Consider the following 23,561-nt stretch of genomic DNA (forward strand, 5'->3'; position numbering starts at 1 on the left):
CTCCTGCAAAATGTCATACAACAATATGATTATGTAGGTACTGAATGTTTCATGATTGAATTTGAAATTGAAAAAGCAGTAAAACTGATATCAGTTTTACTGCTAAGTAAAAAATTAAGCAACTTTTTCAATAATAATAGATGCACTCGTGCCAAGAGCTAATGATAGCCCAAGCCCTGTAACAATTACTTCAACTAATGATGGAGTTGTCGTAATTTGCGTAATTGCTTGAATAACGATAGGTGCTCCGAGTGAGATTAAACTTGATCCAGTACCTGGTACAGGTACTCCATTCACTTGGATTGTAAGACCTCCTAATAGACTTGCTGTTGCAGTATTAGCGATAACAGTAATTTTATAGAATCCAGTTTCACTAATTACGAAAGTATCAGCATCTAATTGAGAAATTGCTGTACCAAACTGAGATCCAACAGTATTAAATGGTACTGGATCATTAATTCCTAGATCTAAAGAAATCCCACCGGAGTTAAATGCGTATAGTCCTGCTGGAAGTCCTAGTCCGGATGGTCCAGTTGGTCCAGTCGGTCCAGTAGCCCCCGTAGGTCCAGTAGCCCCCGTAGGTCCAGTAGCCCCAGTCGGTCCAGTAGCTCCAGTGTCACCAGTCGGCCCCGTAAGTCCAGTAGCCCCAGTGTCACCAGTCGGCCCCGTAGGTCCAGTAGCTCCAGTGTCACCAGTCGGCCCCGTAGGTCCAGTAGCCCCAGTGTCACCAGTCGGCCCCGTAGGTCCAGTAGCCCCAGTGTCACCAGTCGGCCCCGTAGGTCCAGTAGCCCCAGTGTTACCAGTTGGTCCCGTAGGTCCAGTTGGCCCCGTAGGTACAGTCGGCCCTGTAGGTCCGGTCGGTCCAGTCGGCCCGGTCGGCCCAGTCGGAAGGGTAAACGGTGGTATCGGTGGTAATGTAGGTCCTACAAGATTAGGGTCAAATGCACTAGCTGATAAAGATTCATCGGGATTTAATCCATTTGAATAATTATTATTTGACATAAATTCACCTCCATAAAGCGTTCATTATATAGTAGATGCAAAACCGAAAGAAAATGACACGGACATTTGAATTATTGAAAAGAAATCTTAAACTACTTGAACAATTTAAAAAAATGGAAAGTTTAGTATAGGTATAACATATGATTGATTTGGAAGAGGGTGATTATGTTGAACAAGCAAGGAATTACAATTAGTTTATGTATGATTGTTCGAGATGAAGAGGAGACAATAGCCCGTTGTTTAGACACAGTTGAAAAAATTGTGGATGAAATTATAGTAGTTGATACAGGTTCCGTCGATCGAACGAAAGAAATCGTAGAGAAATACACTTCTAACATATATGATTTCCAGTGGATTGATGATTTTGCAGCAGCAAGAAATTTTTCTTTTTCAAAAGCGACGCAAGAGTATATATTGTGGCTAGATGCAGATGACGTATTATTAGAAGATGCTCAAGAAGCGTTGAAACTTTTAAAAAGAGAATTAGATCCTAAAATTGATGCCGTTTCGATGCCTTATCACCTTGCAATGGATTCTAACGGGAAACCTTTATATTGTACAAAAAGAAATCGACTTGTAAAACGTGAAAAACAATTTCAATGGTTTGGAAAGGTTCACGAGTATTTAGCTATTTCTGGTGAGGTTTTTAGTAGTAATGTTGCTATTACGCATAAAAAAGAAAAAAAAGTAACAGATCGTAATTTGAGAATTTTTCAAAACACTGTAGCTGCAGGGGAAGAATTGAGTCCGAGGGATTTATTTTATTACGCAAATGAATCTATGGATAACCAAAAATATGATGATGCAGTTCTTCTTTATGAAACATTTCTTAATCAGGACGAAGGATGGTATGAAGAAAAAATTTATGCATGTGGTAAGTTAGGAGATTGCTATGCGAAGCTCGGAATGTGGGAGAAGGCAATTGAATCTTGTGTGAAGTCGTTTCGGTATGACGTCCCTAGAGGAGAGAATTGTACAAGAATAGGATATATATATATGGAACAAGAAAAATATAATGAAGCGATATTTTGGTTTAAACTTGCAACGGAAGTACCAATGGCAACGGAAAGTCCTTTCCATAGTCCAGCTAGCTACACATGGCTACCCTATTTACAAATGTGTATTTGTTATAGCAGGTTAGGAGAGCAGGATAAAGCATATTATTACAATGAATTAGCAGCTTCTTATGTTCCGAATAATGCTGCAATTGAATATAACCGTAAATATTTTCGGGGAGTTTTTGATAAACCATATAAAGCGTAATAGGTTTCGTTTTTTTAGAAATGATTTATCGTTATTCTAACTCTAATAGATTGGTTATATATTAGAGTATCAGTAACGTAACCAATATAGATAAAAATTTTTATACTGCTATTTGCGGGCTAATAATCAGTGGGGGATGAACAAAAACTACACTTTATAGAATTCATATGAGATTTATATTTCTAATTCAATTTGCATAAGGAGTGTGTGAAATGAATCGCGAAAAAAGTTCTTTATATGAAGAAAAATCCGAGCATTATTATAATGCAGCGAATCCGAATTTATTAAAGCATATAAAAAAGGAATGGAAAGAAGTTCTTGATATTGGTTGTTCGAGCGGTGCATTGGGAGCAGCTATTAAAGAAAACGGTACACGTGTATCAGGAATTGAGGCATTTCCAGAGGCTGCAGAAAAAGCGAAAGAAATACTAGATCATGTTATTTTAGGGGATATAGAAAAAATAGATCTTCCTTATGAGGAGGGGCAATTTGATTGCATCCTATTTGGAGATGTATTAGAGCATTTATTTGATCCGTGGGCTGTGATTGAAAAGGTTAAGCCATATATAAAGCAAAATGGTGTGATTTTAGCAAGTATACCAAACGTTGCTCATATTTCAGTATTAGCGCCCTTACTTGCCGGAAATTGGACGTATACAGAATATGGTTTATTAGATAAAACACATATTCGTTTCTTTACATTTAATGAAATGCTAAGAATGTTTTTAAAAGCAGGATATGTTATTAGTAAAGTAGATCGTGTATATGTTGATCATAAAATGTATGAGCCGCTTATTGAGGAGTTGTATGGAATTTGTAAAAAATATCGTCTTGGAAGTGGCTTCATGGCTGAGACAGTTGTATTTCAGTATATTATTGAAGCTGAAAAATCACAATTATGAGTGCTGCAGACAAAACAATATTATTTGTTACATGTATAAATGATCGGAAATTGTATGCAAACTGCGTGCGACATATATTGCAATTGTTAGTACCTCCAGGGTATATTGTTCAATTTATGCCGATTCGAAATGCGAAAAGTATGACGAGTGGATACAATCAAGCTATTTCGCATCCAGCGAAGTATAAAGTGTATTTACATCAAGATGTTTTTATTATAAATAGAGCTTTTTTATATGGATTACTTCAATTATTTGAGGAACATGAACACCTTGGTATGATTGGGATGGTTGGAGCGCAATATGTTCCTCCAACTGGTGTATGGAACGAAGGGCGTGGAATTGTAGGAAAGGTCATTGGTTATATGAATGATTTGTTTTATATGGCAAGTTTAGAACAACCGTATCATGAATCAAAAACATTTATTCCTGTAGAATGTATTGACGGTTTATTAATGGCGACACAATATGATGTTCCGTGGCGAGAAGACTTATTTGACGGATTTGATTTTTATGATGTATCTCAATCATTTGAATTTAAAAAAGCAGGATATACAGTCGGTGTACCTGTACAGCGCGATGCTTGGTGCATCCATTATCATTTTGATGTGAATATGACGAACTATGAAAAGTATCGAAAAATATTTGTAGAACACTATATGGCAGATGTAAATAAGGAAGAATAAAGGGGGGACAAAAATGAAAGATCATACAATATTAGTCGTTGTTTGTGTAAATAATGAGGAGCTTTTTAAACAATGTGAGAGCCAAATAAGAAACATTTTTGTTCCCCCTGGTTACGCTGTACAAATTTTTCCGATACGAGATGCACAAAGTATGGCAAGTGCATATAACCGAGCCCTTTCATATCCAGCGAAATACAAAGTGTATATACATCAAGATACATATCTTATTAATCGAGATATGTTTTATACACTTATATCTCTTTTTGAAGAAAATGAAAAGCTTGGTTTAATAGGGGTCGCTGGGGCTCAGTTTTTACCGAATAACGGGATATGGTGGGAAGGGAAAAATTTAGTAGGGAAAGTGATTGAATATAGAAGACGGAATTATCAATTATTAAATTTGGATCAGGTTTTTTATGGTAATCAACCATTTTTGTCAGTTCAGGCAATTGATGGTTTATTTATGGCAACGCAGTATGATATTCCGTGGCGAGAAGATTTATTTCAAGGGTTTCACTTTTATGATGTGTCACAATCTTTAGAATTTCAAAGGGCTGGTTATTTAATCGGTATCCCAAATCAAGCAAATTTATGGTGTATTCATTACAACGGGGATGAGTTTGATGCGGATACATATGAGAAGTACCGGAAAGTGTTTGTAGAACATTACAAAGATATATTATCTCCATCATAAAGGAGAGATGCAGAGTGAAAGGAATTATTTTAGCAGGTGGTACTGGGTCGAGATTATATCCAATAACGAAAGTAACGAATAAACATTTACTTCCTGTTGGGCGGTATCCGATGATTTATCATGCGGTATATAAACTAAAACAATGCGATATTACAGATATTATGATTATTACAGGTAAAGAGCATATGGGGGATGTTGTTAGCTTCTTAGGGAGTGGTCATGAATTTGGCGTGTCCTTTACGTATCGTGTGCAAGATAAAGCGGGCGGTATCGCACAGGCGTTAGGGCTTTGTGAAGATTTCGTCGGGAATGATCGTATGGTAGTTATATTGGGGGATAATATTTTCTCAGATGATATTCTTCCGTATGTTGAAGAGTTTGCAAATCAAAAAGAAGGTGCGAAAGTACTATTGCAATCTGTAGAAGATCCCGAAAGATTTGGCGTAGCACATATTCAAAACCGAAAAATAGTTGAAATTGAAGAAAAGCCGAAAGAGCCGAAAAGTTCTTATGCTGTTACGGGAATTTATTTGTATGATTCGAAAGTCTTTTCTTATATAAAAGAATTAAAACCTTCTGCACGGGGAGAACTTGAAATTACAGATATAAATAATTGGTATTTAAAACGAGGGGTACTTACTTATAATGAAATGAGCGGTTGGTGGACTGATGCTGGAACTCATGCTTCTCTTCAAAAGGCGAATACGTTAGCACAGGATATTAACTTTGGGAAACAGTTTAACGGAGAATAGGTGAGAATATGAAAGTTATAGAAACAAATTTTACCGATGCAAAATTGTTAGAACCGAGGTTATTTGGAGATGAGCGTGGCTTTTTTTCAGAGAGCTATAATAAGCAGGTGCTAGAAACATTAGGGATTACGTATTCATTTGTACAGGATAACGTATCTTATTCGGTTAAGGCAGGAACGATACGGGGGCTACACTTTCAAAAAAAACCGAAAGCACAAACGAAACTCATTCAAGTTATGCAAGGAGCAATTTATGATGTTATCGTTGATTTGCGAAAAAAATCACCAACATTTAAACAATGGAAAGGGTATATTTTAAGTGCAGATAACCATCGGCAATTACTAGTGCCAAAAGGATTTGCCCATGGTTTTTGCACGCTTGTCCCGCATACTATCGTTATGTATAAAGTAGATGAATATTATAGTGCAGAGCATGACTCTGGATTACTTTGGGAAGATAAAGATTTAGCAATTCCTTGGCCGGTAACAGATCCCATATTGTCCGATAAGGACCGGATATTGCCATTACTAGAGGAATATGAAGATAGTTTTTAAGTAGGAGAGTTGTTTATGAATATATTAGTAACAGGTGGGGCTGGATTTATTGGAAGTAATTTCGTTCATTACATGCTACAAAGTTATGAAACATATAAAATTATTAATTACGATGCATTAACATATAGCGGGAATTTAAATAATGTAAAATCTCTTCAGGATCACCCGAATTACTCTTTTGTAAAAGGAGAAATTCAAAATGGAGAGCTATTAGAACACGTTATAAAAGAGCGAGACGTACAAGTGATTGTAAATTTTGCAGCTGAATCACATGTGGACCGTAGTATTGAAAATCCGATTCCTTTTTATGATACAAATGTAATTGGGACGGTCACTTTATTAGAACTAGTTAAAAAATATTCGCATATAAAACTTGTGCAAGTGTCAACAGATGAAGTGTATGGTTCTTTAGGAAAAACAGGGAAGTTCACAGAGACAACGCCGTTAGCTCCAAATAGTCCATATTCTTCAAGTAAGGCGAGCGCGGACATGATAGCCCTATCTTACTATAAAACATATCAATTACCAGTTATAGTAACGCGTTGTTCTAACAATTATGGGCCGTACCAGTATCCCGAGAAATTAATTCCATTAATGGTTACGAATGCACTGGAAGGAAAAAAATTACCGTTATATGGTGATGGTTTAAATGTAAGAGATTGGTTACATGTAACGGATCATTGCAGTGCGATTGACGTTGTTCTGCATAAGGGACGTGTAGGAGAAGTATATAATATAGGTGGAAATAATGAAAAAACAAATGTAGAAGTTGTGGAACAAATTATTACTCTTTTAGGAAAAACAAAAAAAGATATTGAATATGTTACAGATCGTTTAGGGCACGATCGTCGTTATGCGATTGATGCAGAGAAAATGAAGAATGAATTTGATTGGGAACCGAAATATACATTTCAACAAGGATTACAAGAGACGGTGAAATGGTATGAAAAGAATAAGGAATGGTGGAAACCACTAAAAGATTAGTAAGGGGCATGTTAAATGAAAGAGAGGGTTATCATAACAGGAGCAAACGGCCAATTAGGAAAGCAACTATTTGAAGAGTTAAACTCTGAAGAATATGATATATATGCATTTGATAAAAAGTTACTAGATGTCACAAATATATCCCGAATACAACAAGTGGTACAAGAAATAAAACCACATATAATTATTCATTGTGCTGCCTATACGAAAGTAGATCATGCAGAGAAAGAACAGGATCTTGCATATAGAATAAATGCAATTGGAGCTCGAAATGTAGCGGTCGCTTCACAATTAGTAGGGGCGAAGCTAGTTTATATTAGTACTGATTATGTATTTCAAGGCGCCAGACCAGAGGGGTACGATGAATTTCATAGTCCTGCTCCGGTAAATATATATGGAGCCTCTAAGTATGCGGGGGAGCAGTTCGTCAAAGAGTTACATAATAAATATTTTATCGTTCGCACATCGTGGCTATATGGTAAATATGGAAATAATTTCGTAAAAACGATGATACGATTAGGAAAAGAAAGAGATGAAATATCTGTTGTAGCGGATCAAGTTGGCTCTCCTACGTATGTGGCGGATTTAAATATGGTTATTAATAAGCTCATTCATACTTCTTTATACGGTACATACCACGTATCAAACAGAGGTTCATGCTCTTGGTTTGAATTTGCACAAAAAATATTTTCGTACGCCAATATGAAAGTGAATGTATTACCTGTTTCAACGGAAGAATTCGGAGCTGCGGCTGCAAGGCCCAAATATTCTATCTTTCAACATAACATGCTACGATTAAATGGTTTTTTACAAATGCCGTCTTGGGAAGAAGGATTAGAGCGCTTTTTTATAGAAACCAAAAGTCATTAACAAATTTCTGTTAATGACTTTTTTGTTTGCCTTTAAGCGGTTTTATGTTACTATAATTATAGTATCAGGTACTAATAACAAGTATAAGTATTTCTGGGAGGATATATCATGGAACTATTACAAGGGAAAACATTTGTTGTTATGGGCGTTGCGAACCAAAGAAGTATTGCATGGGGAATTGCTCGCTCTTTGCATAATGCAGGTGCAAAATTAATCTTCACATATGCAGGAGAACGTTTAGAAAGAAACGTTCGTGAATTAGCGGACACATTAGAAGGGCAAGAATCACTTGTATTACCTTGTGATGTAACGAATGATGAGGAACTTACAGCTTGTTTTGAAACAATTAAACAAGAAGTAGGTACTATTCACGGTGTAGCACATTGTATTGCTTTTGCAAATCGCGATGACTTAAAAGGTGAATTTGTAGATACTTCTCGCGATGGATTTTTACTTGCACAAAATATTAGTGCATTCTCTTTAACAGCTGTAGCAAGAGAAGCGAAGAAAGTAATGACAGAAGGCGGAAATATTTTAACGTTAACATATCTTGGCGGCGAGCGCGTTGTGAAAAATTATAACGTTATGGGTGTTGCGAAAGCTTCATTAGAAGCGAGCGTGAAATATTTAGCGAACGATTTAGGTCAACATGGTATTCGCGTCAACGCTATTTCTGCAGGACCAATTCGTACGTTATCTGCAAAAGGTGTAGGCGATTTCAACTCAATCTTAAGAGAAATTGAGGAGCGCGCACCACTTCGTCGTACAACAACGCAAGAAGAAGTTGGCGATACAGCAGTATTCCTATTCAGTGATTTAGCACGCGGTGTAACAGGAGAAAACATTCACGTTGATTCAGGGTATCATATCCTAGGATAAATATAATATTAATTTTTAAAGGACAATCTCTAAATGCTGAGATTGTCCTTTTTATTTGTTCTTAGAAAGAACGATTTTTAACGAAAGTTCTTGCCACGTGATGAATATAACTATAATAGTACACGATTTATTCAGCTACGTATGGAAGTGGGAGGGACGAGTGTGAAGAATAAAAATAAAAGTTCAACAGTTGGAAAACCGTTGTTATATATTACGCAAGTAAGTTTAGAACTTGCTGCACCGAAAATAAAAAGGATTATCCTGACAAACTTTGAAAATGAAGATCAAAAAGAAAAAAGTAATAGACAAGAAAATATTGTAAGTAGTGCTGTGGAAGAGGTAATAGAACAAGAACAACAAGAAGAGAAGCAAGAAGAACAGCAAGTGGAAGGAAAAATAGAAGAAGAGGAAAAAGAAGAACAAGAAGAACAAGAAGAGCAAGAGCAGGTAAGAACCGTCCCGTATAATAAATCATTTAAGGATATGAATAATGATGAAAAAATTCATTTTTTATTAAACCGCCCTCATTACATTCCGAAAGTAAGGTGTAGAATAAAAACAGCTACAGTTTCTTATGTTGGATCAATCATATCGTATCGTAATGGCATCGTATCTATTATGCCGCAAAATAGTATGAGAGATATTAGGTTGTCTATAGATGATATCCAATCGATTAGTATGGCCGGCTTTTAAATATGTAAAGGTGGTAGAAAGCTTCTACCACCCCAATAGTTTTTTAGTTCACTTCACATTAGATAGTAACGTCGCGTAAGCACTGAATCGCACAGAAACAGCTTAAATCAACAGTAATGCAAGTAGATGTCGATACTAGTCTTGCATTTGGTACAGCTAAAAACGTACAAATTGGGTCATCAGTAGGTGGTACAGGAGAGCTATCACCTAATACTACACTTAATACACGTAGTACAGCACAGCTATCATCATCTACACTTTCCACACGGAAAATTGGAGATCGGCAGCCAACAAGGCTTGCAGATGGTGCAAATGCTTCAAAAGGTTCTCCAGTTTTTGTGTATAAAATAAAAGGACGTGTATTTGCTACTGATGCAGTATTGTGTGCACCTAAAAATGGAATTTCACAACCAGATCCACACGTTGTTGTAGAACAATCTTGTAATTCATTGATGAATTTTACAACGTCAACTACACAATGAGAAGAGCCATGGTGTTTATTTTCGTTACAACTCATTAATGTCACTCCTTATCTTCTTGTTTGTATTTACATTAATAAGATATTGGAGTCGAGGAGATTTGGTCACAATCTCAAGACCTTTTTTTTTAAATAGGCGAAAGAGGATAAGGGAAGGTGGAATTATGCTGTTTACAAGCTGGCTTTTATTTTTTATTTTCGCGTTAGCAGCCTTTAGGCTCACTCGTTTAATTGTTTATGATAAAATTACAGCCTTTTTGCGAAGACCATTTATTGATGAATTAGAGATTACGGAGCCAGATGGAAGTGTATCAACGTTTACAAAAGTGAAAGGTAAAGGATTAAGAAAGTGGATTGGCGAATTATTAAGCTGTTATTGGTGTACAGGTGTATGGGTTAGTGCTTTTTTATTAGTTTTATATAATTGGATTCCTATTGTTGCGGAGCCGTTACTTGCATTATTGGCTATTGCAGGAGCAGCAGCAATCATTGAAACGATTACAGGATATTTTATGGGAGAATAATATATTTTCATAATAAGAGAAAAAGCGGAGTTTAAAAGAATGAGGGAACGGAAATAAAGAGTTGTTCATATAGTAAATAGACAGAATTGACAGTAGAGGAGATGTTTGCTGTGAGCAATAATCCAAGGCAAAATTCATATGACCTGCAGCAGTGGTATCAAATACAGCAACAGCACCATGCACAACAACAGGCATATCAAGAACAATTGCAACAACAAGGATTTGTGAAGAAAAAGGGATGTAATTGTGGGAAAAAGAAGAACACAATAAAACAATATGAAGAATGAAACACTCATGTTACTGTGAGTGTTTTTTATTATACATATAAAAAGCGGTATTTCTGTATTAGAAATACCGCTTTTTACTAGCTAATTTGTGCAACTGTTAATGCTGCTGCACGGACGTCTACAGTTCCAATTAACTCAACTGGTACAATTTGAATTAAGTCACCAGGATTTAAGTTAATAAGAATAACACCGCTGGATACGTCTACTTCACCAGTACCAATAACGTTAGAACGAACCGCTGTACCTGATCCAGGAATAATGTTAGCTGGCGTATTTAATGATAAGAAGAAACGACCAGCTTCTGGTGCTACAGGTGCGTTATCAAGACTAATCGTTAATGTATAACTGATTTGATAAATACCAGCTCGTAGAATTCGAATGCCATCTCCAACACTTACTGTATCATTTATTACTGGAACAGTAATATTTGGGTTTGGACTTACGCTAGGTAATAGTAGTGGTGTAAATAGTGAAGCGAACTGAGGTGCAGACGCGTTGAAAGCAAAACCGAAGGCTGGTAGTGTACTAGCTGGCTTTGCCTCACAATCAATTTTAGTAAATTCGCAATCAGAAGAGAACATGTTTTTCACTCCTTTATCTGTTTCTACTTTCAGTTAATGAAAAGGACAGGTTCTATGTTCTAGACAAGTTCCCAATTTTAAGAAATTTACATAATAATACTCTTTAAGTATGGATTGGGTGGCAGAATTATCTGCCACCCAATCCATACTTAACTCATTATTTAGTTTTAAATTGTAACATCGCGTAAGCATTGAATAGCACAGAAGCAACTTAAATCAACAGTAATGCAAGTAGAGGTTGATACTAATCTTGCATTTGGTACAGCTAAAAACGTACAAATTGGGTCATCAGTAGGTGGTACGGGTGAGTTATCACCTAATACTACAGTTAATACACGTAATACAGCACAGTCATCATCATCTATACTTTCTACGCGGAAAATTGGAGATCGGCAACTAGTAAGGCTTGAAGATGGTGCAAATGCTTCAAAAGGTGCTCCGGCTTTTGTGTATAAAATAAAAGGACGTGTATTCGCTACTGATGCAGTGTTATGTGCTCCTAAAAATGGAACTTCGCAACCAGATCCACATGTTGTCGTTGCACATTCTTGCAGTTCATGTATAAAGCGAACGACATTAGATACACAGTTGAAATCACAATCATGTTCATGATGGTCTTCGTTACAATTGCAGCTCATTATGTTCACTCCTTCTCGTGAGTTCTGACATACACTATTACAATATGAGTGGGATATGGCTGATATTACGTTAATTCTCACGATAAAAACAGGGAATTTATATAGGAGGGATGTACATAACGTGATATAAAAAAAGACATCCTTATTTAGTGGATGTCTTTTCAGGTAAATCTTTTCGCACAGTATATAAAAAACGAGATATATCTAATTTCTTTCCTCTGAAAAATTGCGGAGAAGAAATGTAAAGTTCTTCTTTTGCACGTGTAATGGCGACATACAGTAATCGGCGTTCTTCTTCTAACGCTTCAGAAGTTTCCGTAATACGATCATTTGCATCTTTTAAAGAAGAAGTATGGGGCAGGATTCCATCACTCGCTCCAAGTAAAAAGACACATGGAAATTCAAGGCCTTTTGCGTTATGGATTGACATAAGTGAAACGGCATCTTTTTGCGGCATTGTTTTTAATGCTTCCATTTCTTTTTGACCTTGAATCGCCTCGTCGATAAATTGTAAATAAGCTGGAATATCGGTGAAACGAGTTGCAGACTCCATTAATTCTTCCAACATTTCTTCTTGTATGTCTTTATGCATCGTAAAGGAAGAACGATCGTTACTTTGTAAGTACTCTAAATATTTTCCTTTACCATGAATGATTTCTTTTAATGCTTTTTTCGGTTCTAATTCTTTAATAAACTTAATAAAATCGATGCGCTCATTTACCTTTTTCACTTGAAAAGGTTTTAAGCTTGGATTTAATAGTAAGAAATGAAGAAGAGAAGGGAAGCGTCCCTCACCATATTTCCATTGTTCACGTTCAATAAATGAAATACAATCATCACGTCCGATATACATCGTCGGCAATATGTTTGAAAGTGATTCTAGCCGAAACGGCTCAATCACGAGTCTTAAATGATCTAATACAGGCTTAATTAAAGAATGTTCATAAAATGATTGGTTCGCCCCGTGTTTAATAAACGGGATTTTATGAATGGTAAGCTGATCAAGTAACGAACGACTTACAGAATGTGTGCGATACAGTAAACAAAAATCTTTATAGTTTCGGTCACCGCTATCTACTTTTTCTTGAATGAGCTGTAAAATTTGATTTGCTTCATCAAGAGTCGTAGCAGGTCGTGCATAAAAAGGTTGTACACCTTCCTCGCGAACGGAGTATAGCTCTTTATCAAAACGTTCTTGATTTAATTTTATAACTTCATTTCCAAGCCCGACGATAAAGGGATTGGATCGATAATTCGTATTTAGTGCAATAATTGTTGTGTTATCAAATTCTTTTGGAAAAGATAAAATAATTTGGTGACTTGCCCCTCGCCAGCCATAAATTGCTTGATCATCATCACCTGCGATGAACAAATTATTTCTTGGCGTGGCTAACAATTTTACAATTTCATATTGTGCATAGGATGTATCTTGAAACTCATCTACTTCAATGTAGTGAAAACGTTGTTGTAATTGAGTTAGTAAAGGAGCATTATTTTCTAACATATAATATGTTTCCAATAAGATGTCATCGAAATCAATATAATTGTATCGTTGTTTTACCTCTTCAAAACGTTCATATACTTCTTTAAATTCTTGTTCCACTGGTGTTTTCGCTTTTACATCTTTCGGACGATTTAATTTGTTTTTTTCAAGTGAAATCATTGCGAGCATCGTTTCAGCATCGTAATCGTCTTTTAAACGCAATTCTTTTAAGATTTTCTTTATCATAATTTGTTTATGTTTTTCATTTGCTAAAATTTGTTGATTATACCCTTGACTACGAAGCAATTTTAAGAAAACAGAGTGGAATGTACCAGCAACTACGTAGCTACTTGCTGCATGGTTCATACCTGGTAACTTCGCAACACGACTTCGGATTTCTTCAGCAGCTTTTTGTGTAAATGTAAGTAATAAAATATTTCGTGGATGAACTTGTTTTACATTTACTAAATAACCAACGCGAGTTGTTAAAACAGATGTTTTCCCGCTTCCGGCACCAGCTAGTGTAAGAACAGGACCTTCTGTTGTGCGCACAGCTTCTAATTGTTTTTCGTTTAAAAAAACATTTTGTTGTTCTAGAGCGCGGAAATAAGCCGCATCTACATCTTCTTCCATAATTAAATGGGTAGATGTTTTCGGAATATGATATGTCGCACGCGGAATATCAGCGTGTGTTAACGATTTTTGTGAAAATTTTTCTTGTGTCATATGTTCACCTTCAAAACTATAGCATCAACATTTAACTTTAGCGGAAGAAAAAGAAAATAGCAATGTAAAAAAACAGGAGGGGTCACCTCCTGCTTTCAAATTACAATTCTTTTATCATTATGACGTGCGGGATATTTGCTTCCATAAATACATCAGAACTTGTTACATATCCAAGTTTTTTATAGAAATCTTCAGCATGTGTTTGAGCATGAAGTTTCAATTTCGGTAACGAATTTTCCTTTGCATACGCTTCAAGCGCATCCATAACAATTTTTCCGATACCTTTTTTACGATGGGAACCTAACACGCAAATGCGTTCCATTTTTCCTATACCATCAAGGGTGCGAAAACGTCCAGCACCAACTGGAACATCATTGTCATATATAACAACGTGTGTGGAAGTTTCTTCAAACTCATCGTACTCTTCTTCAGCAGAGACACGTTGTTCATTTACAAACACTTGTTTACGTACAGAGAATGCATCTCTTAGTTGTTCGTCCGTTTGTACAATCTGTGCGTGCAAATTAGTTGTTCCCCTTTCCAAGACGGAATGTTTCGTGTACAGTCCATGTTCCATTTTCTAATTGATATAGAAGATGGAAACGATCAATTGGCTGTTCGTAATAGAAATCTTTCATACGTAATCGGCCCAAAACATCAGCATGCTCTGCATCTGATAAGCCTTGTCCGATTGTTAAATGAGGTACGAAAGCATATTCGCGTTCTTGCGTGAATAACCCGCTATGCATTTCTTCATTTAAGAAAGTAAGTTCAGGTGTTTTCTCTACTTTAAAGTAAAGGACGTTATTAACAGGTGCGAATGAACCAACTTTCCCAACATGAAGGGTGAAAGGGTTCGTTTTACTTGCGATTGTATGTAATTCGTTTACAATCGACTCTAATTGTTCATCTTGCGCCTCAAAGGGTGTTTTCAATGTAATATGTGGTGGAACTAATGCGTAGTGCGGGTCATAACGTTTACGCAATCCGTTCGCTTTATCTTGAATCATTTTAGATGGAAAAATTACAATGCCTAATTTCATGTTCCAATTCCTCCCTTTGTAAGTCTAGTTAGATTTTGAGATAAATAAATCTCTTTATCTATTATATCAAATTATTCTGAATACTGCTCTCTATTATTTCATTGCTAGAATATGAGAGAAGGCTTTCGGTAAATCAGTTTGCCAATATTTCCAAGTATGATTGCCTTCAAACTCCTCGTAATGCGTGATGAAATTTCTATCCGTAAGAAGCTTATTTAACTCACGGTTCGGCCCTACGAAATCCGATACTTGTCCATCAGTACGCTTTACAGCCGTTTCTTCTGTACCGATGACGTGATACAGTTCTAACGCCTGTGGATCTTTGAATTCTTTTGCTAAGTTCATCACTGTCTCATCCACAAATGGTGATTGCATAACGACTTTACCGAATGTATGCGGATACATAAGTGCAGTCATAAAGGAAACTGTTCCGCCAAGAGAATCACCAATTAAAACACGACCTTTTCCCATTTGGTACGTTGGATAATTTTCATCAATGTATGGTGCAAGTTCATGAGCAAGGAAACGAATATATGCAGCATTTTTCACTTCATTTGGGAAATATTTTTCTTTACGATCATGTACATTTTTATATGGAATACCGACAATAATTGTACGGTCAATTTCTTCGGTTTCACGAAGGCGCTCAATTACACGGTGCGCTTTACCGAGCTGAAAATAATCTCTACCATCTTGTGCAATTACAACTGTATGTTTGTGCAGTGGTGTGTAATTTACAGGTAAATAAACGAGAAGTGTAACGTCTTCTTGAAGTGATGCGCTATAAAATGAAATTTCTTCAATTCTCCCTATTGTTTGACTCATGTAGATCCCCCTAAATAAAAATTTACTGTAACGATTGTAAGAGCGACGCTTGTAGTGAAAAGGAAAGAAATATTCACTAATTGGCGCCTTAATTTCTATTTTACCATAATGGTACGAAGAATCTAAAAAATTAGTATTTAAGTTACGAAAGAAAACGGATATAATGAAGTGGGATTTTTGACAGGTGAGAGGGGAGACAGGATTTGAAACAAGAAAAATCAATCGCACTACCATTGGCTATTTCTATAATTGCCATTTCCTTTGCAGCAGTTTTTGTAAAGATGTCCTCAGCACCATCTTCAATATTAAGTATGTACCGCTTATGGATTATCGTACTTATTATGCTGCCTATCGTATGGAAAAAAAGAGAGGAATTTAATAGGATTCAAATGAAAGATTGGGGCTTTTTAATTGGATCTGGTTTCTTTTTAGCACTTCATTTTCTTTTATGGTTTGAATCTTTAAAGCATACAACAGTTGCTAGTTCAACAATTATTTTGGCACTTCAACCGATCGTATCTTTAGTTGGAGGTTTTTTTCTGTTTAAAGAAAGAACAACATATTCAGCCATTGCAACGATGGGAATCGCTATTTTAGGGGTAATGTGCATTGGTTGGGGAGATTTAGGGTTAAGTAAGCAAGCAATTTATGGAGACATATTATCCTTTCTAAGTGTAATAGCAGTTGTCGGTTATTTATTTATCGGGCAAACGACAGTAAAGAAAGTATCACACTGGATTTATAGTTTTACAGTCTTTGCGTTCGCAGGTCTTTTTATGGGGATTTATAATGTCATATTACAAGTACCTTTTACAGGTTATACGAAATGGGATTGGACCGTTTTTCTTTTACTTGCGGTTGTGCCGACAGTGTCACATGTAATTAATAATTGGCTGTTAAATTATGTAAATGCAACGACAATTTCAATGAGTATTTTAGGAGAACCTGTTGGAGCATCTATACTTGCGTTCTTCTTACTTGGAGAAAAATTAAATGCAATGCAAATTATCGGTAGCATGCTCGTATTGTTTGGTGTATCTGTTTTCTTACTGCAGCAACAAAAACGTACAGCAAAAAACGTCGTAAACGAGCCGGTGTATACACAGGAATTATAGTGTTAGGGGAGAAAAGAGAAGTTGTGATACTTCTCTTTTTGTTTTATAGAAATATGGGCATAGAAGGGGGATGGAAATCGAATTTCCATCAAAAAAAGATACATGGTTATATCCACTTGTTTTCATTGTTTTTGGTGCTTATTTTGCGACAATTTTTGTAGGGAGAGAATATTTTCTTTTGCTTTTTACAATTCCATTAGCAATGTTGTTTAGCTGGAGTTGTTTTTTGGCAAAATATATTGCCGGGGAAGAAATAATTACAATTAGATCGGGTCTCGTTACAAAACGTATATTTATAAGAGATATAAAACAAATTTCAAATACGAAAAATCCAATAGCAGCTCATGCATTATCATTTGACCGACTTGAAATTGTTTACGATACACATAAAACAGAAATTATTTCTCCAAGAAATAAAGAATAATTTATTAACCTTGTAAAAAGTAAAAACTTAAATATTGAAATCAAGTAAAAGAGTGGCTATGAAGCCACTCTTTTACTTTGGATTTGTCATATAAGGTTGTACATGAATGACACATAGGTCACGGAATTTGCCTTCAGCAGTTGTGACAATTACGACTGCTTTACCTGCACTTTTTCCAGTAATCGTCACGGTGTCACCTTTTGGATATATGGTGATGATATCAGAATTCATATTTGACCAAATAAGCTCTTTATTCGTTGCTTGTATTGGCAAAATGGAAGCTGCTAACACAATGTTTTGTCCCGTTTTTATTTTTAATTTATGTTTTTCCATATGAACACCGATGACTGAAATAACAGAAGGAGCAATTGAAATTTTAGGCGGGTTAGGTTGCATGTTTAAACAAGACGCAGAAGTATTTGTGATAGGTGAAAATTTTCGTGTTTGTTGTTGCTGGAAAGCTGCTAACATGTTGGAGTCCCCTTTCTGTATAAGTGCTGATACTCATACTATAAAGGAGTAGTGTTATGTTAAATTTAACGAAACATAAAGAATTTGTTAAATTTGATAAGAAGATTGTCGAACTGTAAAAAATCTCTGCTGTTACGATAACAGCAGAGATTTTTTTATAAATTATGACGATGTTGTTTTTCGAAATCCTCAAATTGCTCTTCAACTTCTTTTGAAGGTTGTGTTAGTAAACTAACAATTACGATGGCTAGTAAACTAATAGCAAAACCTGGAATCATTTCATATAAGAAATCTTTTAAGAATTTGAATTGAGTCCAAATAATGACTGTAGCGGCACCAGAAATCATACCAGCAAGCGCGCCCCATTTCGTCATACGTTTCCAATATAAGCTTAATAAAATAGCAGGTCCGAATGAAGAACCAAAACCAGCCCAAGCGTATCCAACAAGAGCTAAAATCGTATCATTTTGTTTAAACGCTAAAGCGCACCCAACTAATGCAATAACAAGTACAGCCATACGACCGACAAATACAAGTTCTTTATCAGATGCAGAACGTTTGAAGAATGTACGATATAAGTCTTCCGTTACGGCACTAGAAGTAACGAGTAACTGAGATGAGATTGTACTCATAATCGCTGCTAAAATAGCGGCTAATAAAAATCCAGTAATAAGTGGGTGGAATAAAATTTTCCCAAGTTCAAGGAAAATTGTTTCTGGGTTAGATAATGTTAACTCTTGTTGTGAATAGTAAGCAATACCAATAAGACCAGTAAACATAGCTCCAACAACAGAGAAAATCATCCAGCTCATACCAATTCTTCGTGCGCTTTTAAGTTCTTTTACAGAAGAAATTGCCATAAAGCGTACGATAATATGAGGTTGTCCGACATAACCAAGGCCCCATGCGAATAGAGAAATCATTCCTAAAGTAGAGGCACCTTTAAAAATATCTAGACGTGTTGGATCTACAGATCGAATTGTATCAAATGCAGGTCCAAGTCCGTTCGAATTCATAATTGTTACGATAGGAACAAGAATAAGAGCAACTACCATAATGATTCCTTGCACGAAGTCTGTCCAACTTACTGCTAAGAAACCACCAAATAATGTGTAAGCTACAACAACGCCTGCTACAATGAATAATCCAACATGATAGTTCATGCCAAATGAATTTTCAAATAATACAGCGCCTGAAACTAATCCTGAAGCTACATAGAAAGTAAAGAAAATCATAATAACAAGTCCAGATACTAAACGTAGCATATGAGATTTGTCGTGGAAACGGTGTTCCAAAAATTCTGGAATAGTAATAGAGTTATTTGCAATTTCTGAGTAGGTACGTAAGCGAGGAGCAACATAAAGCCAGTTTGCGTATGCGCCTAGTGTTAGGCCGATCGCAATCCAACTACTACTTAATCCAACGCTAAACATTGCACCTGGTAATCCCATTAAAAGCCAACCACTCATATCGGATGCTCCAGCACTTAATGCCGTTACTGCGGGTCCTAGTGTACGCCCGCCAAGCATATAATCTGTTAAGTTGGACGTTCGTTTATAGGCGAAATAGCCAATTACTAACATCCCGAGCATGTAGATAGAGATTGAAGTTAAAGTTAACATCTGCGTACTCATATAGTTCCCCTTCCTTTTGTCATGTCTTTTGATGCGTTATGCATATTTATCCCGCATTAACGGGTAGTAAAACTCCCACCTTAAAATTGGCTGTGCAAGGAAGTTAGGTGGGAGAGCAACTGCCCGTAAATGCCCGATTGGTTCAACTAATAATCAGTGGGGATGAACACCCCCCACTGATTAAAGTTTCACTTTATAATCTATCATGATTATTCTGAAAAATCCATATAGAAATACGAATTTTCAGAAATGTAAGCGTTTTTTGGCGTCATTTTACTTTTTTAATATATAATATTCATACAAAAAACCTTATTTTTAATAGAGTATTTATTATATTTACATAAAAAGAGGTTGTTTTGTCAATATAATATTGAAAGGAAAGAAAAATAAAATTTTTAAAAAAGTATTGACTTGTGAAAAAATTCAGGTCTATAATGAGTGCAACTTAAAAAAATGCAAGCGTTGATGAAGAAGAGTACACATGATGAACATGTCAGAGAGCTGATGGTTGGTGCGAATCAGTATGGAATTGATGTGGAATGGGCTTCGGAGCTTCCAAACCGAAACGAAAGAAGTAGGCTTTGGCGACATGATCTCATCGATACAAGAGACACGTATTGTTTTTGATACGGTAAAGTGCGTTACATTTGTAACGAATTAAGGTGGCACCACGGGAGTACCCGTCCTTTCTATAGGATGAGTACTCCCTTTTTGTGTATAAAAAATTAAATAAATGAAATCGTTTAAGTAAGAAGAGTACGTATATTGGAGACGTTACAGAGAGCCGGGAATAGGTGGGAGCCCGGTACGGTGCCATATACGGAATGGGCTTACGAGAGGTATGCTGAACAATTATATTCAGTAGGCAACCCGGGTTCCGCCGTTACAAGGATAAGGTATAAATTTTGTACCTGAACAAAGCGGGATGCTTTTGCATCCAACACGAGGTGGTACCGCGGTATATTTATCGTCCTCTACATATTTTCGATATGTAGAGGACTTTTTTATTTTTCAGGGCGAGGTGAAGGACATGATGACGAAAGAAGAATTTATAAAACAAAAAAGAGAGAGAAAGACATTTTTAGTAATCACTGAAGAAGAAGGGGATAGCATTACGCCAATTTCTTTATATAGACGTATGAAAGGGAAGAAGAAATTCTTATTAGAAAGTTCACAGCTTCATCAAGATAAAGGGCGTTATTCTTACTTAGGATGTAATCCTTATGGAGAAGTGAAAAGCGTTGGTACGGAAGTGGAACGAACGATTTTCGGCCGCGCAGAAAAGTTACAAGGTAACGTACTACAAGTGTTAGAAGAAGTAGTTGCACCATCACAAGTAGACAGTCCATTTCCATTTTGCGGAGGAGCAGTTGGTTATATTGGATATGATGTCATTCGGCAGTATGAAAACATTGGAGCGGATTTACACGACCCATTAAATATTCCGGAAGTACACCTTTTACTATATCGTGAGTTTATCGTTTACGATCATTTACGCCAAAAGTTATCGTTTGTATATGTATGCAGGGAAGATGATTCAGCAAATTATGAGGAAGTATACGAAAGACTACGAGTATACAAAGAAGAAGTGCTACAAGGAGAAGAAGCTGAAGTAAATGCAATACCATCCACATTATCATTCACTTCTTCTATAACGGAAAAAGAGTTTTGTGAGATGGTAGAAATGGCCAAAGAATATGTAAGAGCGGGAGATATATTCCAAGTCGTACTGTCACAGCGTTTACAAAGTGAATGTATTGGTGATCCATTCGCGTTATATCGAAAACTTCGAATTGCAAATCCATCACCATATATGTTTTATATCGATTTCCAAGATTATGTTGTACTCGGTTCTTCGCCGGAAAGTTTACTATCAGTAAGGGAGGATAAAGTGATGACGAATCCAATTGCTGGTACGAGACCAAGAGGGAAAACGAAGAGGGAAGATGAGGAAATCGCAAAAGAACTGTTAGGCAATGAGAAAGAGCGAGCAGAGCATATGATGCTTGTAGATCTTGGGCGAAACGATATTGGTAGAGTGAGCGAAATTGGCTCGGTTACGATAGATAAATATATGAAAGTAGAAAAATACTCTCACGTTATGCACATTGTATCTGAAGTTTACGGAACATTGCGAAAACAAATGAGCGGATTTGATGCGTTAGCATATTGCTTACCAGCAGGGACGGTTTCTGGAGCTCCGAAAATTAGAGCGATGGAAATTATAAATGAACTAGAGAATGAAAAAAGAAATGTATACGCTGGTGCAGTTGGATACGTTAGTTTTTCAGGAAATCTTGATATGGCGCTCGCCATCCGAACGATGGTCGTAAAGGATGAAAAAGCATACGTTCAGGCAGGAGCAGGAGTCGTTTACGATTCAGATCCAGTAGCTGAATATGAAGAAACATTAAATAAAGCGAGAGCGCTTTTGGAGGTAATGAAATGATTGTACTTATCGATAATTACGATTCGTTCACATATAACTTGTACCAACTGTTAGGCGAACATGAAGAAGAAATTGTAGTTGTAAGAAATGATGAAATAACGATAGAACAGTTAGAAGAGATGAATCCAAGAGGAATTGTACTTTCACCAGGACCAGGAAAACCAGAGGATGCTGGCATTTGTATCGACGTCATCGGTCATTTTTATAAGAACGTTCCTATATTAGGGATTTGTCTTGGTCACCAAGCGATCATAGCTGCATTTGGAGGAGACATTGTTAGAGCAGAACGTATTAGACACGGAAAAACATCGCGTGTGAAACATAACGGAACGTCAATCTTTTCATATGTGATGCAGCCGCTAACAGCAATGCGCTATCATTCCCTTGTTGCAGAGCAAACGAGCTTGCCAGAGTGTTTTGACATATTAGCGACAGCGATGGACGACGGAGAAATAATGGCAGTTCGTCACAATTATTATCCGCTCTTCGGATTACAGTTTCATCCGGAATCAATCGCAACAGAAGAAGGCGGAAAGTTAATACATGCCTTTTTAGGCGAAGTGAAAGAGGAGGAAAGAGTATGAATAACTATCTTCGTAAATTAGTGGAGGGGCAACATTTAACAGAAGAGGAAATGTATAAAGCAGGGCTTCTTTTATTAAATGAAAACATATTGGAAAGTGAAATTGCAGCTTTTTTAGTATTACTGAAAGCGAAAGGTGAAACAGCAGAAGAAATATACGGTCTCGTTCGAGCTCTTCGTGAAAAGGCATTACCATTTTCGAACCATATACAAGGCGCGATGGACAATTGCGGGACAGGTGGTGACGGTGCCCAAACGTTTAATATTAGCACAACATCAGCATTCGTACTGGCAGGAGCAGGTGTAAAGGTTGCAAAACATGGTAATCGCGCTGTTTCTAGTAAAACAGGAAGTGCAGATTTATTAGAAGAACTCGGTGTAAATATTAGTAGTACGCCAAACGAAATTGATTATTTATTAGAACATGTCGGAATCGCATTTTTATTCGCACCAGCGATGCACCCAGCATTAAGGCGCATTATGAAAATAAGAAAAGAATTAAATGTTCCGACGATCTTTAATTTAATTGGCCCTTTAACAAATCCAGTGAATTTAGAAACACAATTTGTCGGTATTTATAAACGAGATATGTTATTACCAGTTGCACAAGTATTACAAAAGTTAGGCCGGAAACAAGCGCTTGTCGTAAATGGAAGTGGTTTTTTAGATGAAGCATCATTACAAGGGGAAAATCACGTAGTTCTTTTAAAAGATAATGAAATAGTAGAAACGAGTATTGAACCTGAGAAATACGGTTTCTCAATAGTGAACAATGAAGAGATTAGAGGCGGGGATTCGAAAGAAAATGCAAAGATTACAGTCGGCGTATTGAGCGGAGAAAAGAGTGTTTACCGCGATACCGTTTTATTAAATGCAGGTCTAGCTCTTTTCGCAAATGGAAAAACGGAAACGATTGAAGAAGGAATTAAACTCGCGGCACATAGCATTGACTCTGGAAAAGCATTAGCCAAATTAAACTTATTAATTGCAGCAAGCAACGAAAAATTAGAAAGGGTGAACTAAA

At 36.5% G+C, this 23,561-nt stretch carries 27 protein-coding genes and 2 other annotated features; of the genes, 17 read left to right on the plus strand and 10 right to left on the minus strand.

What is annotated here, in order from left to right:
• Positions 1 to 114 precede the first annotated feature (114 nt).
• Positions 115 to 1,002, minus strand: coding sequence for a BclA C-terminal domain-containing protein (locus F3I02_RS14525; protein ID WP_196478097.1), 888 nt, complete (start codon positions 1,000 to 1,002; stop codon positions 115 to 117).
• A 165-nt stretch (positions 1,003 to 1,167) separates the two neighbouring features.
• On the opposite strand from F3I02_RS14525, the gene F3I02_RS14530 reads away from it, so the two are divergent.
• The 10 genes from F3I02_RS14530 to F3I02_RS14575 all read left to right on the plus strand — a co-directional run bounded on the left by F3I02_RS14530 (position 1,168) and on the right by F3I02_RS14575 (position 9,276).
• Complete coding sequence (locus F3I02_RS14530) at positions 1,168 to 2,265, plus strand: glycosyltransferase (RefSeq protein ID WP_000932906.1); 1,098 nt, start codon at positions 1,168 to 1,170, stop codon at positions 2,263 to 2,265.
• A gap of 212 nt (positions 2,266 to 2,477) precedes the next feature.
• Positions 2,478 to 3,167, plus strand: a complete 690-nt coding sequence (locus F3I02_RS14535) for a class I SAM-dependent methyltransferase (RefSeq protein ID WP_001078429.1) — start codon at positions 2,478 to 2,480, stop codon at positions 3,165 to 3,167.
• Positions 3,164 to 3,850 carry a glycosyltransferase family protein gene (locus F3I02_RS14540; protein WP_001271182.1) on the plus strand — a complete coding sequence of 229 codons (687 nt, stop codon included), beginning with the start codon at positions 3,164 to 3,166 and terminating at the stop codon, positions 3,848 to 3,850. Before F3I02_RS14535 ends, F3I02_RS14540 begins: the two co-directional genes overlap by 4 nt.
• A gap of 13 nt (positions 3,851 to 3,863) precedes the next feature.
• On the plus strand, positions 3,864 to 4,544 hold the full coding sequence (locus F3I02_RS14545) for a glycosyltransferase family protein (RefSeq protein WP_000651519.1): 681 nt from the start codon (positions 3,864 to 3,866) through the stop codon (positions 4,542 to 4,544).
• 14 nt (positions 4,545 to 4,558) lie between these two features.
• Positions 4,559 to 5,296 (plus strand): sugar phosphate nucleotidyltransferase, encoded by a 738-nt coding sequence (locus F3I02_RS14550; protein ID WP_000676158.1) that lies wholly within the window; start codon positions 4,559 to 4,561, stop codon positions 5,294 to 5,296.
• A gap of 8 nt (positions 5,297 to 5,304) precedes the next feature.
• Positions 5,305 to 5,850, plus strand: a complete 546-nt coding sequence (gene rfbC / locus F3I02_RS14555; RefSeq protein ID WP_000864167.1) for a dTDP-4-dehydrorhamnose 3,5-epimerase — start codon at positions 5,305 to 5,307, stop codon at positions 5,848 to 5,850.
• A gap of 15 nt (positions 5,851 to 5,865) precedes the next feature.
• The gene (gene rfbB, locus F3I02_RS14560) at positions 5,866 to 6,834 is read left to right on the plus strand and encodes a dTDP-glucose 4,6-dehydratase (protein ID WP_001024172.1); all 969 of its coding nucleotides are present in this window, start codon (positions 5,866 to 5,868) and stop codon (positions 6,832 to 6,834) included.
• Between the two features lie 15 nt (positions 6,835 to 6,849).
• Positions 6,850 to 7,704, plus strand: a complete 855-nt coding sequence (gene rfbD / locus F3I02_RS14565) for a dTDP-4-dehydrorhamnose reductase (RefSeq protein WP_000664658.1) — start codon at positions 6,850 to 6,852, stop codon at positions 7,702 to 7,704.
• A 108-nt stretch (positions 7,705 to 7,812) separates the two neighbouring features.
• Entirely contained in the window at positions 7,813 to 8,583 is a 771-nt protein-coding gene (gene fabI / locus F3I02_RS14570) for an enoyl-ACP reductase FabI (protein ID WP_000421886.1), read from the plus strand.
• Between the two features lie 141 nt (positions 8,584 to 8,724).
• Positions 8,725 to 9,276, plus strand: coding sequence for a spore coat CotO family protein (locus F3I02_RS14575; RefSeq protein ID WP_080029703.1), 552 nt, complete (start codon positions 8,725 to 8,727; stop codon positions 9,274 to 9,276).
• 58 nt (positions 9,277 to 9,334) lie between these two features.
• Here the strand turns inward: F3I02_RS14575 and exsY are convergent, their stop codons facing one another.
• Positions 9,335 to 9,793: an exosporium assembly protein ExsY gene (gene exsY, locus F3I02_RS14580; RefSeq protein WP_001277741.1), complete on the minus strand. Its 459-nt coding sequence runs from the start codon at positions 9,791 to 9,793 to the stop codon at positions 9,335 to 9,337.
• A 125-nt stretch (positions 9,794 to 9,918) separates the two neighbouring features.
• On the opposite strand from exsY, the gene F3I02_RS14585 reads away from it, so the two are divergent.
• Both F3I02_RS14585 and F3I02_RS14590 read left to right on the plus strand, forming a co-directional pair.
• The gene (locus F3I02_RS14585; protein ID WP_000899662.1) at positions 9,919 to 10,278 is read left to right on the plus strand and encodes a DUF1360 domain-containing protein; all 360 of its coding nucleotides are present in this window, start codon (positions 9,919 to 9,921) and stop codon (positions 10,276 to 10,278) included.
• A gap of 101 nt (positions 10,279 to 10,379) precedes the next feature.
• Positions 10,380 to 10,565: a hypothetical protein gene (locus F3I02_RS14590; protein ID WP_033672524.1), complete on the plus strand. Its 186-nt coding sequence runs from the start codon at positions 10,380 to 10,382 to the stop codon at positions 10,563 to 10,565.
• Between the two features lie 77 nt (positions 10,566 to 10,642).
• Here F3I02_RS14590 and exsF read toward each other — a convergent pair whose 3' ends face one another.
• The 6 genes from exsF to F3I02_RS14620 all read right to left on the minus strand — a co-directional run bounded on the left by exsF (position 10,643) and on the right by F3I02_RS14620 (position 15,861).
• Positions 10,643 to 11,146 (minus strand): exosporium protein ExsF, encoded by a 504-nt coding sequence (gene exsF, locus F3I02_RS14595; protein WP_000492936.1) that lies wholly within the window; start codon positions 11,144 to 11,146, stop codon positions 10,643 to 10,645.
• Between the two features lie 167 nt (positions 11,147 to 11,313).
• Positions 11,314 to 11,784 carry a spore coat protein CotY gene (cotY, locus tag F3I02_RS14600; RefSeq protein WP_001277698.1) on the minus strand — a complete coding sequence of 157 codons (471 nt, stop codon included), beginning with the start codon at positions 11,782 to 11,784 and terminating at the stop codon, positions 11,314 to 11,316.
• A gap of 142 nt (positions 11,785 to 11,926) precedes the next feature.
• Complete coding sequence (locus F3I02_RS14605; protein WP_196478098.1) at positions 11,927 to 13,993, minus strand: ATP-dependent helicase; 2,067 nt, start codon at positions 13,991 to 13,993, stop codon at positions 11,927 to 11,929.
• 100 nt (positions 13,994 to 14,093) lie between these two features.
• Positions 14,094 to 14,516: a GNAT family N-acetyltransferase gene (locus F3I02_RS14610; protein WP_000543304.1), complete on the minus strand. Its 423-nt coding sequence runs from the start codon at positions 14,514 to 14,516 to the stop codon at positions 14,094 to 14,096.
• 1 nt (position 14,517) lies between these two features.
• Entirely contained in the window at positions 14,518 to 15,036 is a 519-nt protein-coding gene (locus F3I02_RS14615; protein ID WP_000765863.1) for a YjcG family protein, read from the minus strand.
• A gap of 93 nt (positions 15,037 to 15,129) precedes the next feature.
• Positions 15,130 to 15,861: an alpha/beta hydrolase gene (locus F3I02_RS14620; RefSeq protein WP_000084011.1), complete on the minus strand. Its 732-nt coding sequence runs from the start codon at positions 15,859 to 15,861 to the stop codon at positions 15,130 to 15,132.
• 203 nt (positions 15,862 to 16,064) lie between these two features.
• Here F3I02_RS14620 and F3I02_RS14625 point away from each other — a divergent pair, with 203 nt between their 5' ends.
• Both F3I02_RS14625 and F3I02_RS14630 read left to right on the plus strand, forming a co-directional pair.
• A complete protein-coding gene (locus F3I02_RS14625; RefSeq protein WP_000806939.1) occupies positions 16,065 to 16,976 on the plus strand; it encodes a DMT family transporter in 912 nt (303 codons plus the stop codon).
• Between the two features lie 76 nt (positions 16,977 to 17,052).
• Positions 17,053 to 17,400, plus strand: coding sequence for a PH domain-containing protein (locus F3I02_RS14630; protein WP_196478167.1), 348 nt, complete (start codon positions 17,053 to 17,055; stop codon positions 17,398 to 17,400).
• 72 nt (positions 17,401 to 17,472) lie between these two features.
• Here the strand turns inward: F3I02_RS14630 and F3I02_RS14635 are convergent, their stop codons facing one another.
• Positions 17,473 to 17,871, minus strand: a complete 399-nt coding sequence (locus F3I02_RS14635) for an Ig-like domain-containing protein (RefSeq protein WP_000878730.1) — start codon at positions 17,869 to 17,871, stop codon at positions 17,473 to 17,475.
• 155 nt (positions 17,872 to 18,026) lie between these two features.
• Positions 18,027 to 19,505, minus strand: coding sequence for a sodium/proline symporter PutP (putP, locus tag F3I02_RS14640; RefSeq protein ID WP_000107210.1), 1,479 nt, complete (start codon positions 19,503 to 19,505; stop codon positions 18,027 to 18,029).
• 453 nt (positions 19,506 to 19,958) lie between these two features.
• Positions 19,959 to 20,196 (plus strand) — a binding site (T-box leader).
• Between the two features lie 42 nt (positions 20,197 to 20,238).
• Positions 20,239 to 20,483: a binding site (T-box leader), on the plus strand.
• Between the two features lie 52 nt (positions 20,484 to 20,535).
• On the opposite strand from putP, the gene trpE reads away from it, so the two are divergent.
• From trpE to trpD, 3 genes are read left to right on the plus strand one after another with little or no spacing between them, the layout of a single operon-like run.
• Positions 20,536 to 21,954: an anthranilate synthase component I gene (trpE, locus tag F3I02_RS14645; protein ID WP_061883900.1), complete on the plus strand. Its 1,419-nt coding sequence runs from the start codon at positions 20,536 to 20,538 to the stop codon at positions 21,952 to 21,954.
• The gene (locus F3I02_RS14650; protein ID WP_000636316.1) at positions 21,951 to 22,538 is read left to right on the plus strand and encodes an aminodeoxychorismate/anthranilate synthase component II; all 588 of its coding nucleotides are present in this window, start codon (positions 21,951 to 21,953) and stop codon (positions 22,536 to 22,538) included. The genes trpE and F3I02_RS14650 overlap by 4 nt, the downstream gene beginning before the upstream one ends.
• Positions 22,535 to 23,560 (plus strand): anthranilate phosphoribosyltransferase, encoded by a 1,026-nt coding sequence (trpD, locus tag F3I02_RS14655; RefSeq protein ID WP_001067349.1) that lies wholly within the window; start codon positions 22,535 to 22,537, stop codon positions 23,558 to 23,560. The genes F3I02_RS14650 and trpD overlap by 4 nt, the downstream gene beginning before the upstream one ends.
• Position 23,561: the final 1 nt, after the last annotated feature.

The sequence above is a fragment of the Bacillus sp. SRB3LM genome (assembly GCF_015712745.1).
Lineage (GTDB): Bacteria > Bacillota > Bacilli > Bacillales > Bacillaceae_G > Bacillus_A > Bacillus_A thuringiensis_K.

Bases quoted from the DNA above. Each gene is read 5' to 3' on its own strand.
- F3I02_RS14525 (WP_196478097.1), bottom strand. From the start codon at position 1,002: ATGTCAAATAATAATTATTCAAATGGATTAAATCCCGATGAATCTTTA.
- F3I02_RS14530 (WP_000932906.1), top strand. From the start codon at position 1,168: ATGTTGAACAAGCAAGGAATTACAATTAGTTTATGTATGATTGTTCGA.
- F3I02_RS14535 (WP_001078429.1), top strand. From the start codon at position 2,478: ATGAATCGCGAAAAAAGTTCTTTATATGAAGAAAAATCCGAGCATTAT.
- F3I02_RS14540 (WP_001271182.1), top strand. From the start codon at position 3,164: ATGAGTGCTGCAGACAAAACAATATTATTTGTTACATGTATAAATGAT.
- F3I02_RS14545 (WP_000651519.1), top strand. From the start codon at position 3,864: ATGAAAGATCATACAATATTAGTCGTTGTTTGTGTAAATAATGAGGAG.
- rfbC (WP_000864167.1), top strand. From the start codon at position 5,305: ATGAAAGTTATAGAAACAAATTTTACCGATGCAAAATTGTTAGAACCG.
- rfbB (WP_001024172.1), top strand. From the start codon at position 5,866: ATGAATATATTAGTAACAGGTGGGGCTGGATTTATTGGAAGTAATTTC.
- rfbD (WP_000664658.1), top strand. From the start codon at position 6,850: ATGAAAGAGAGGGTTATCATAACAGGAGCAAACGGCCAATTAGGAAAG.
- fabI (WP_000421886.1), top strand. From the start codon at position 7,813: ATGGAACTATTACAAGGGAAAACATTTGTTGTTATGGGCGTTGCGAAC.
- F3I02_RS14575 (WP_080029703.1), top strand. From the start codon at position 8,725: ATGGAAGTGGGAGGGACGAGTGTGAAGAATAAAAATAAAAGTTCAACA.
- exsY (WP_001277741.1), bottom strand. From the start codon at position 9,793: ATGAGTTGTAACGAAAATAAACACCATGGCTCTTCTCATTGTGTAGTT.
- F3I02_RS14585 (WP_000899662.1), top strand. From the start codon at position 9,919: ATGCTGTTTACAAGCTGGCTTTTATTTTTTATTTTCGCGTTAGCAGCC.
- F3I02_RS14590 (WP_033672524.1), top strand. From the start codon at position 10,380: ATGTTTGCTGTGAGCAATAATCCAAGGCAAAATTCATATGACCTGCAG.
- exsF (WP_000492936.1), bottom strand. From the start codon at position 11,146: ATGTTCTCTTCTGATTGCGAATTTACTAAAATTGATTGTGAGGCAAAG.
- cotY (WP_001277698.1), bottom strand. From the start codon at position 11,784: ATGAGCTGCAATTGTAACGAAGACCATCATGAACATGATTGTGATTTC.
- F3I02_RS14605 (WP_196478098.1), bottom strand. From the start codon at position 13,993: ATGACACAAGAAAAATTTTCACAAAAATCGTTAACACACGCTGATATT.
- F3I02_RS14615 (WP_000765863.1), bottom strand. From the start codon at position 15,036: ATGAAATTAGGCATTGTAATTTTTCCATCTAAAATGATTCAAGATAAA.
- F3I02_RS14620 (WP_000084011.1), bottom strand. From the start codon at position 15,861: ATGAGTCAAACAATAGGGAGAATTGAAGAAATTTCATTTTATAGCGCA.
- F3I02_RS14635 (WP_000878730.1), bottom strand. From the start codon at position 17,871: ATGTTAGCAGCTTTCCAGCAACAACAAACACGAAAATTTTCACCTATC.
- putP (WP_000107210.1), bottom strand. From the start codon at position 19,505: ATGAGTACGCAGATGTTAACTTTAACTTCAATCTCTATCTACATGCTC.
- trpE (WP_061883900.1), top strand. From the start codon at position 20,536: ATGATGACGAAAGAAGAATTTATAAAACAAAAAAGAGAGAGAAAGACA.
- F3I02_RS14650 (WP_000636316.1), top strand. From the start codon at position 21,951: ATGATTGTACTTATCGATAATTACGATTCGTTCACATATAACTTGTAC.
- trpD (WP_001067349.1), top strand. From the start codon at position 22,535: ATGAATAACTATCTTCGTAAATTAGTGGAGGGGCAACATTTAACAGAA.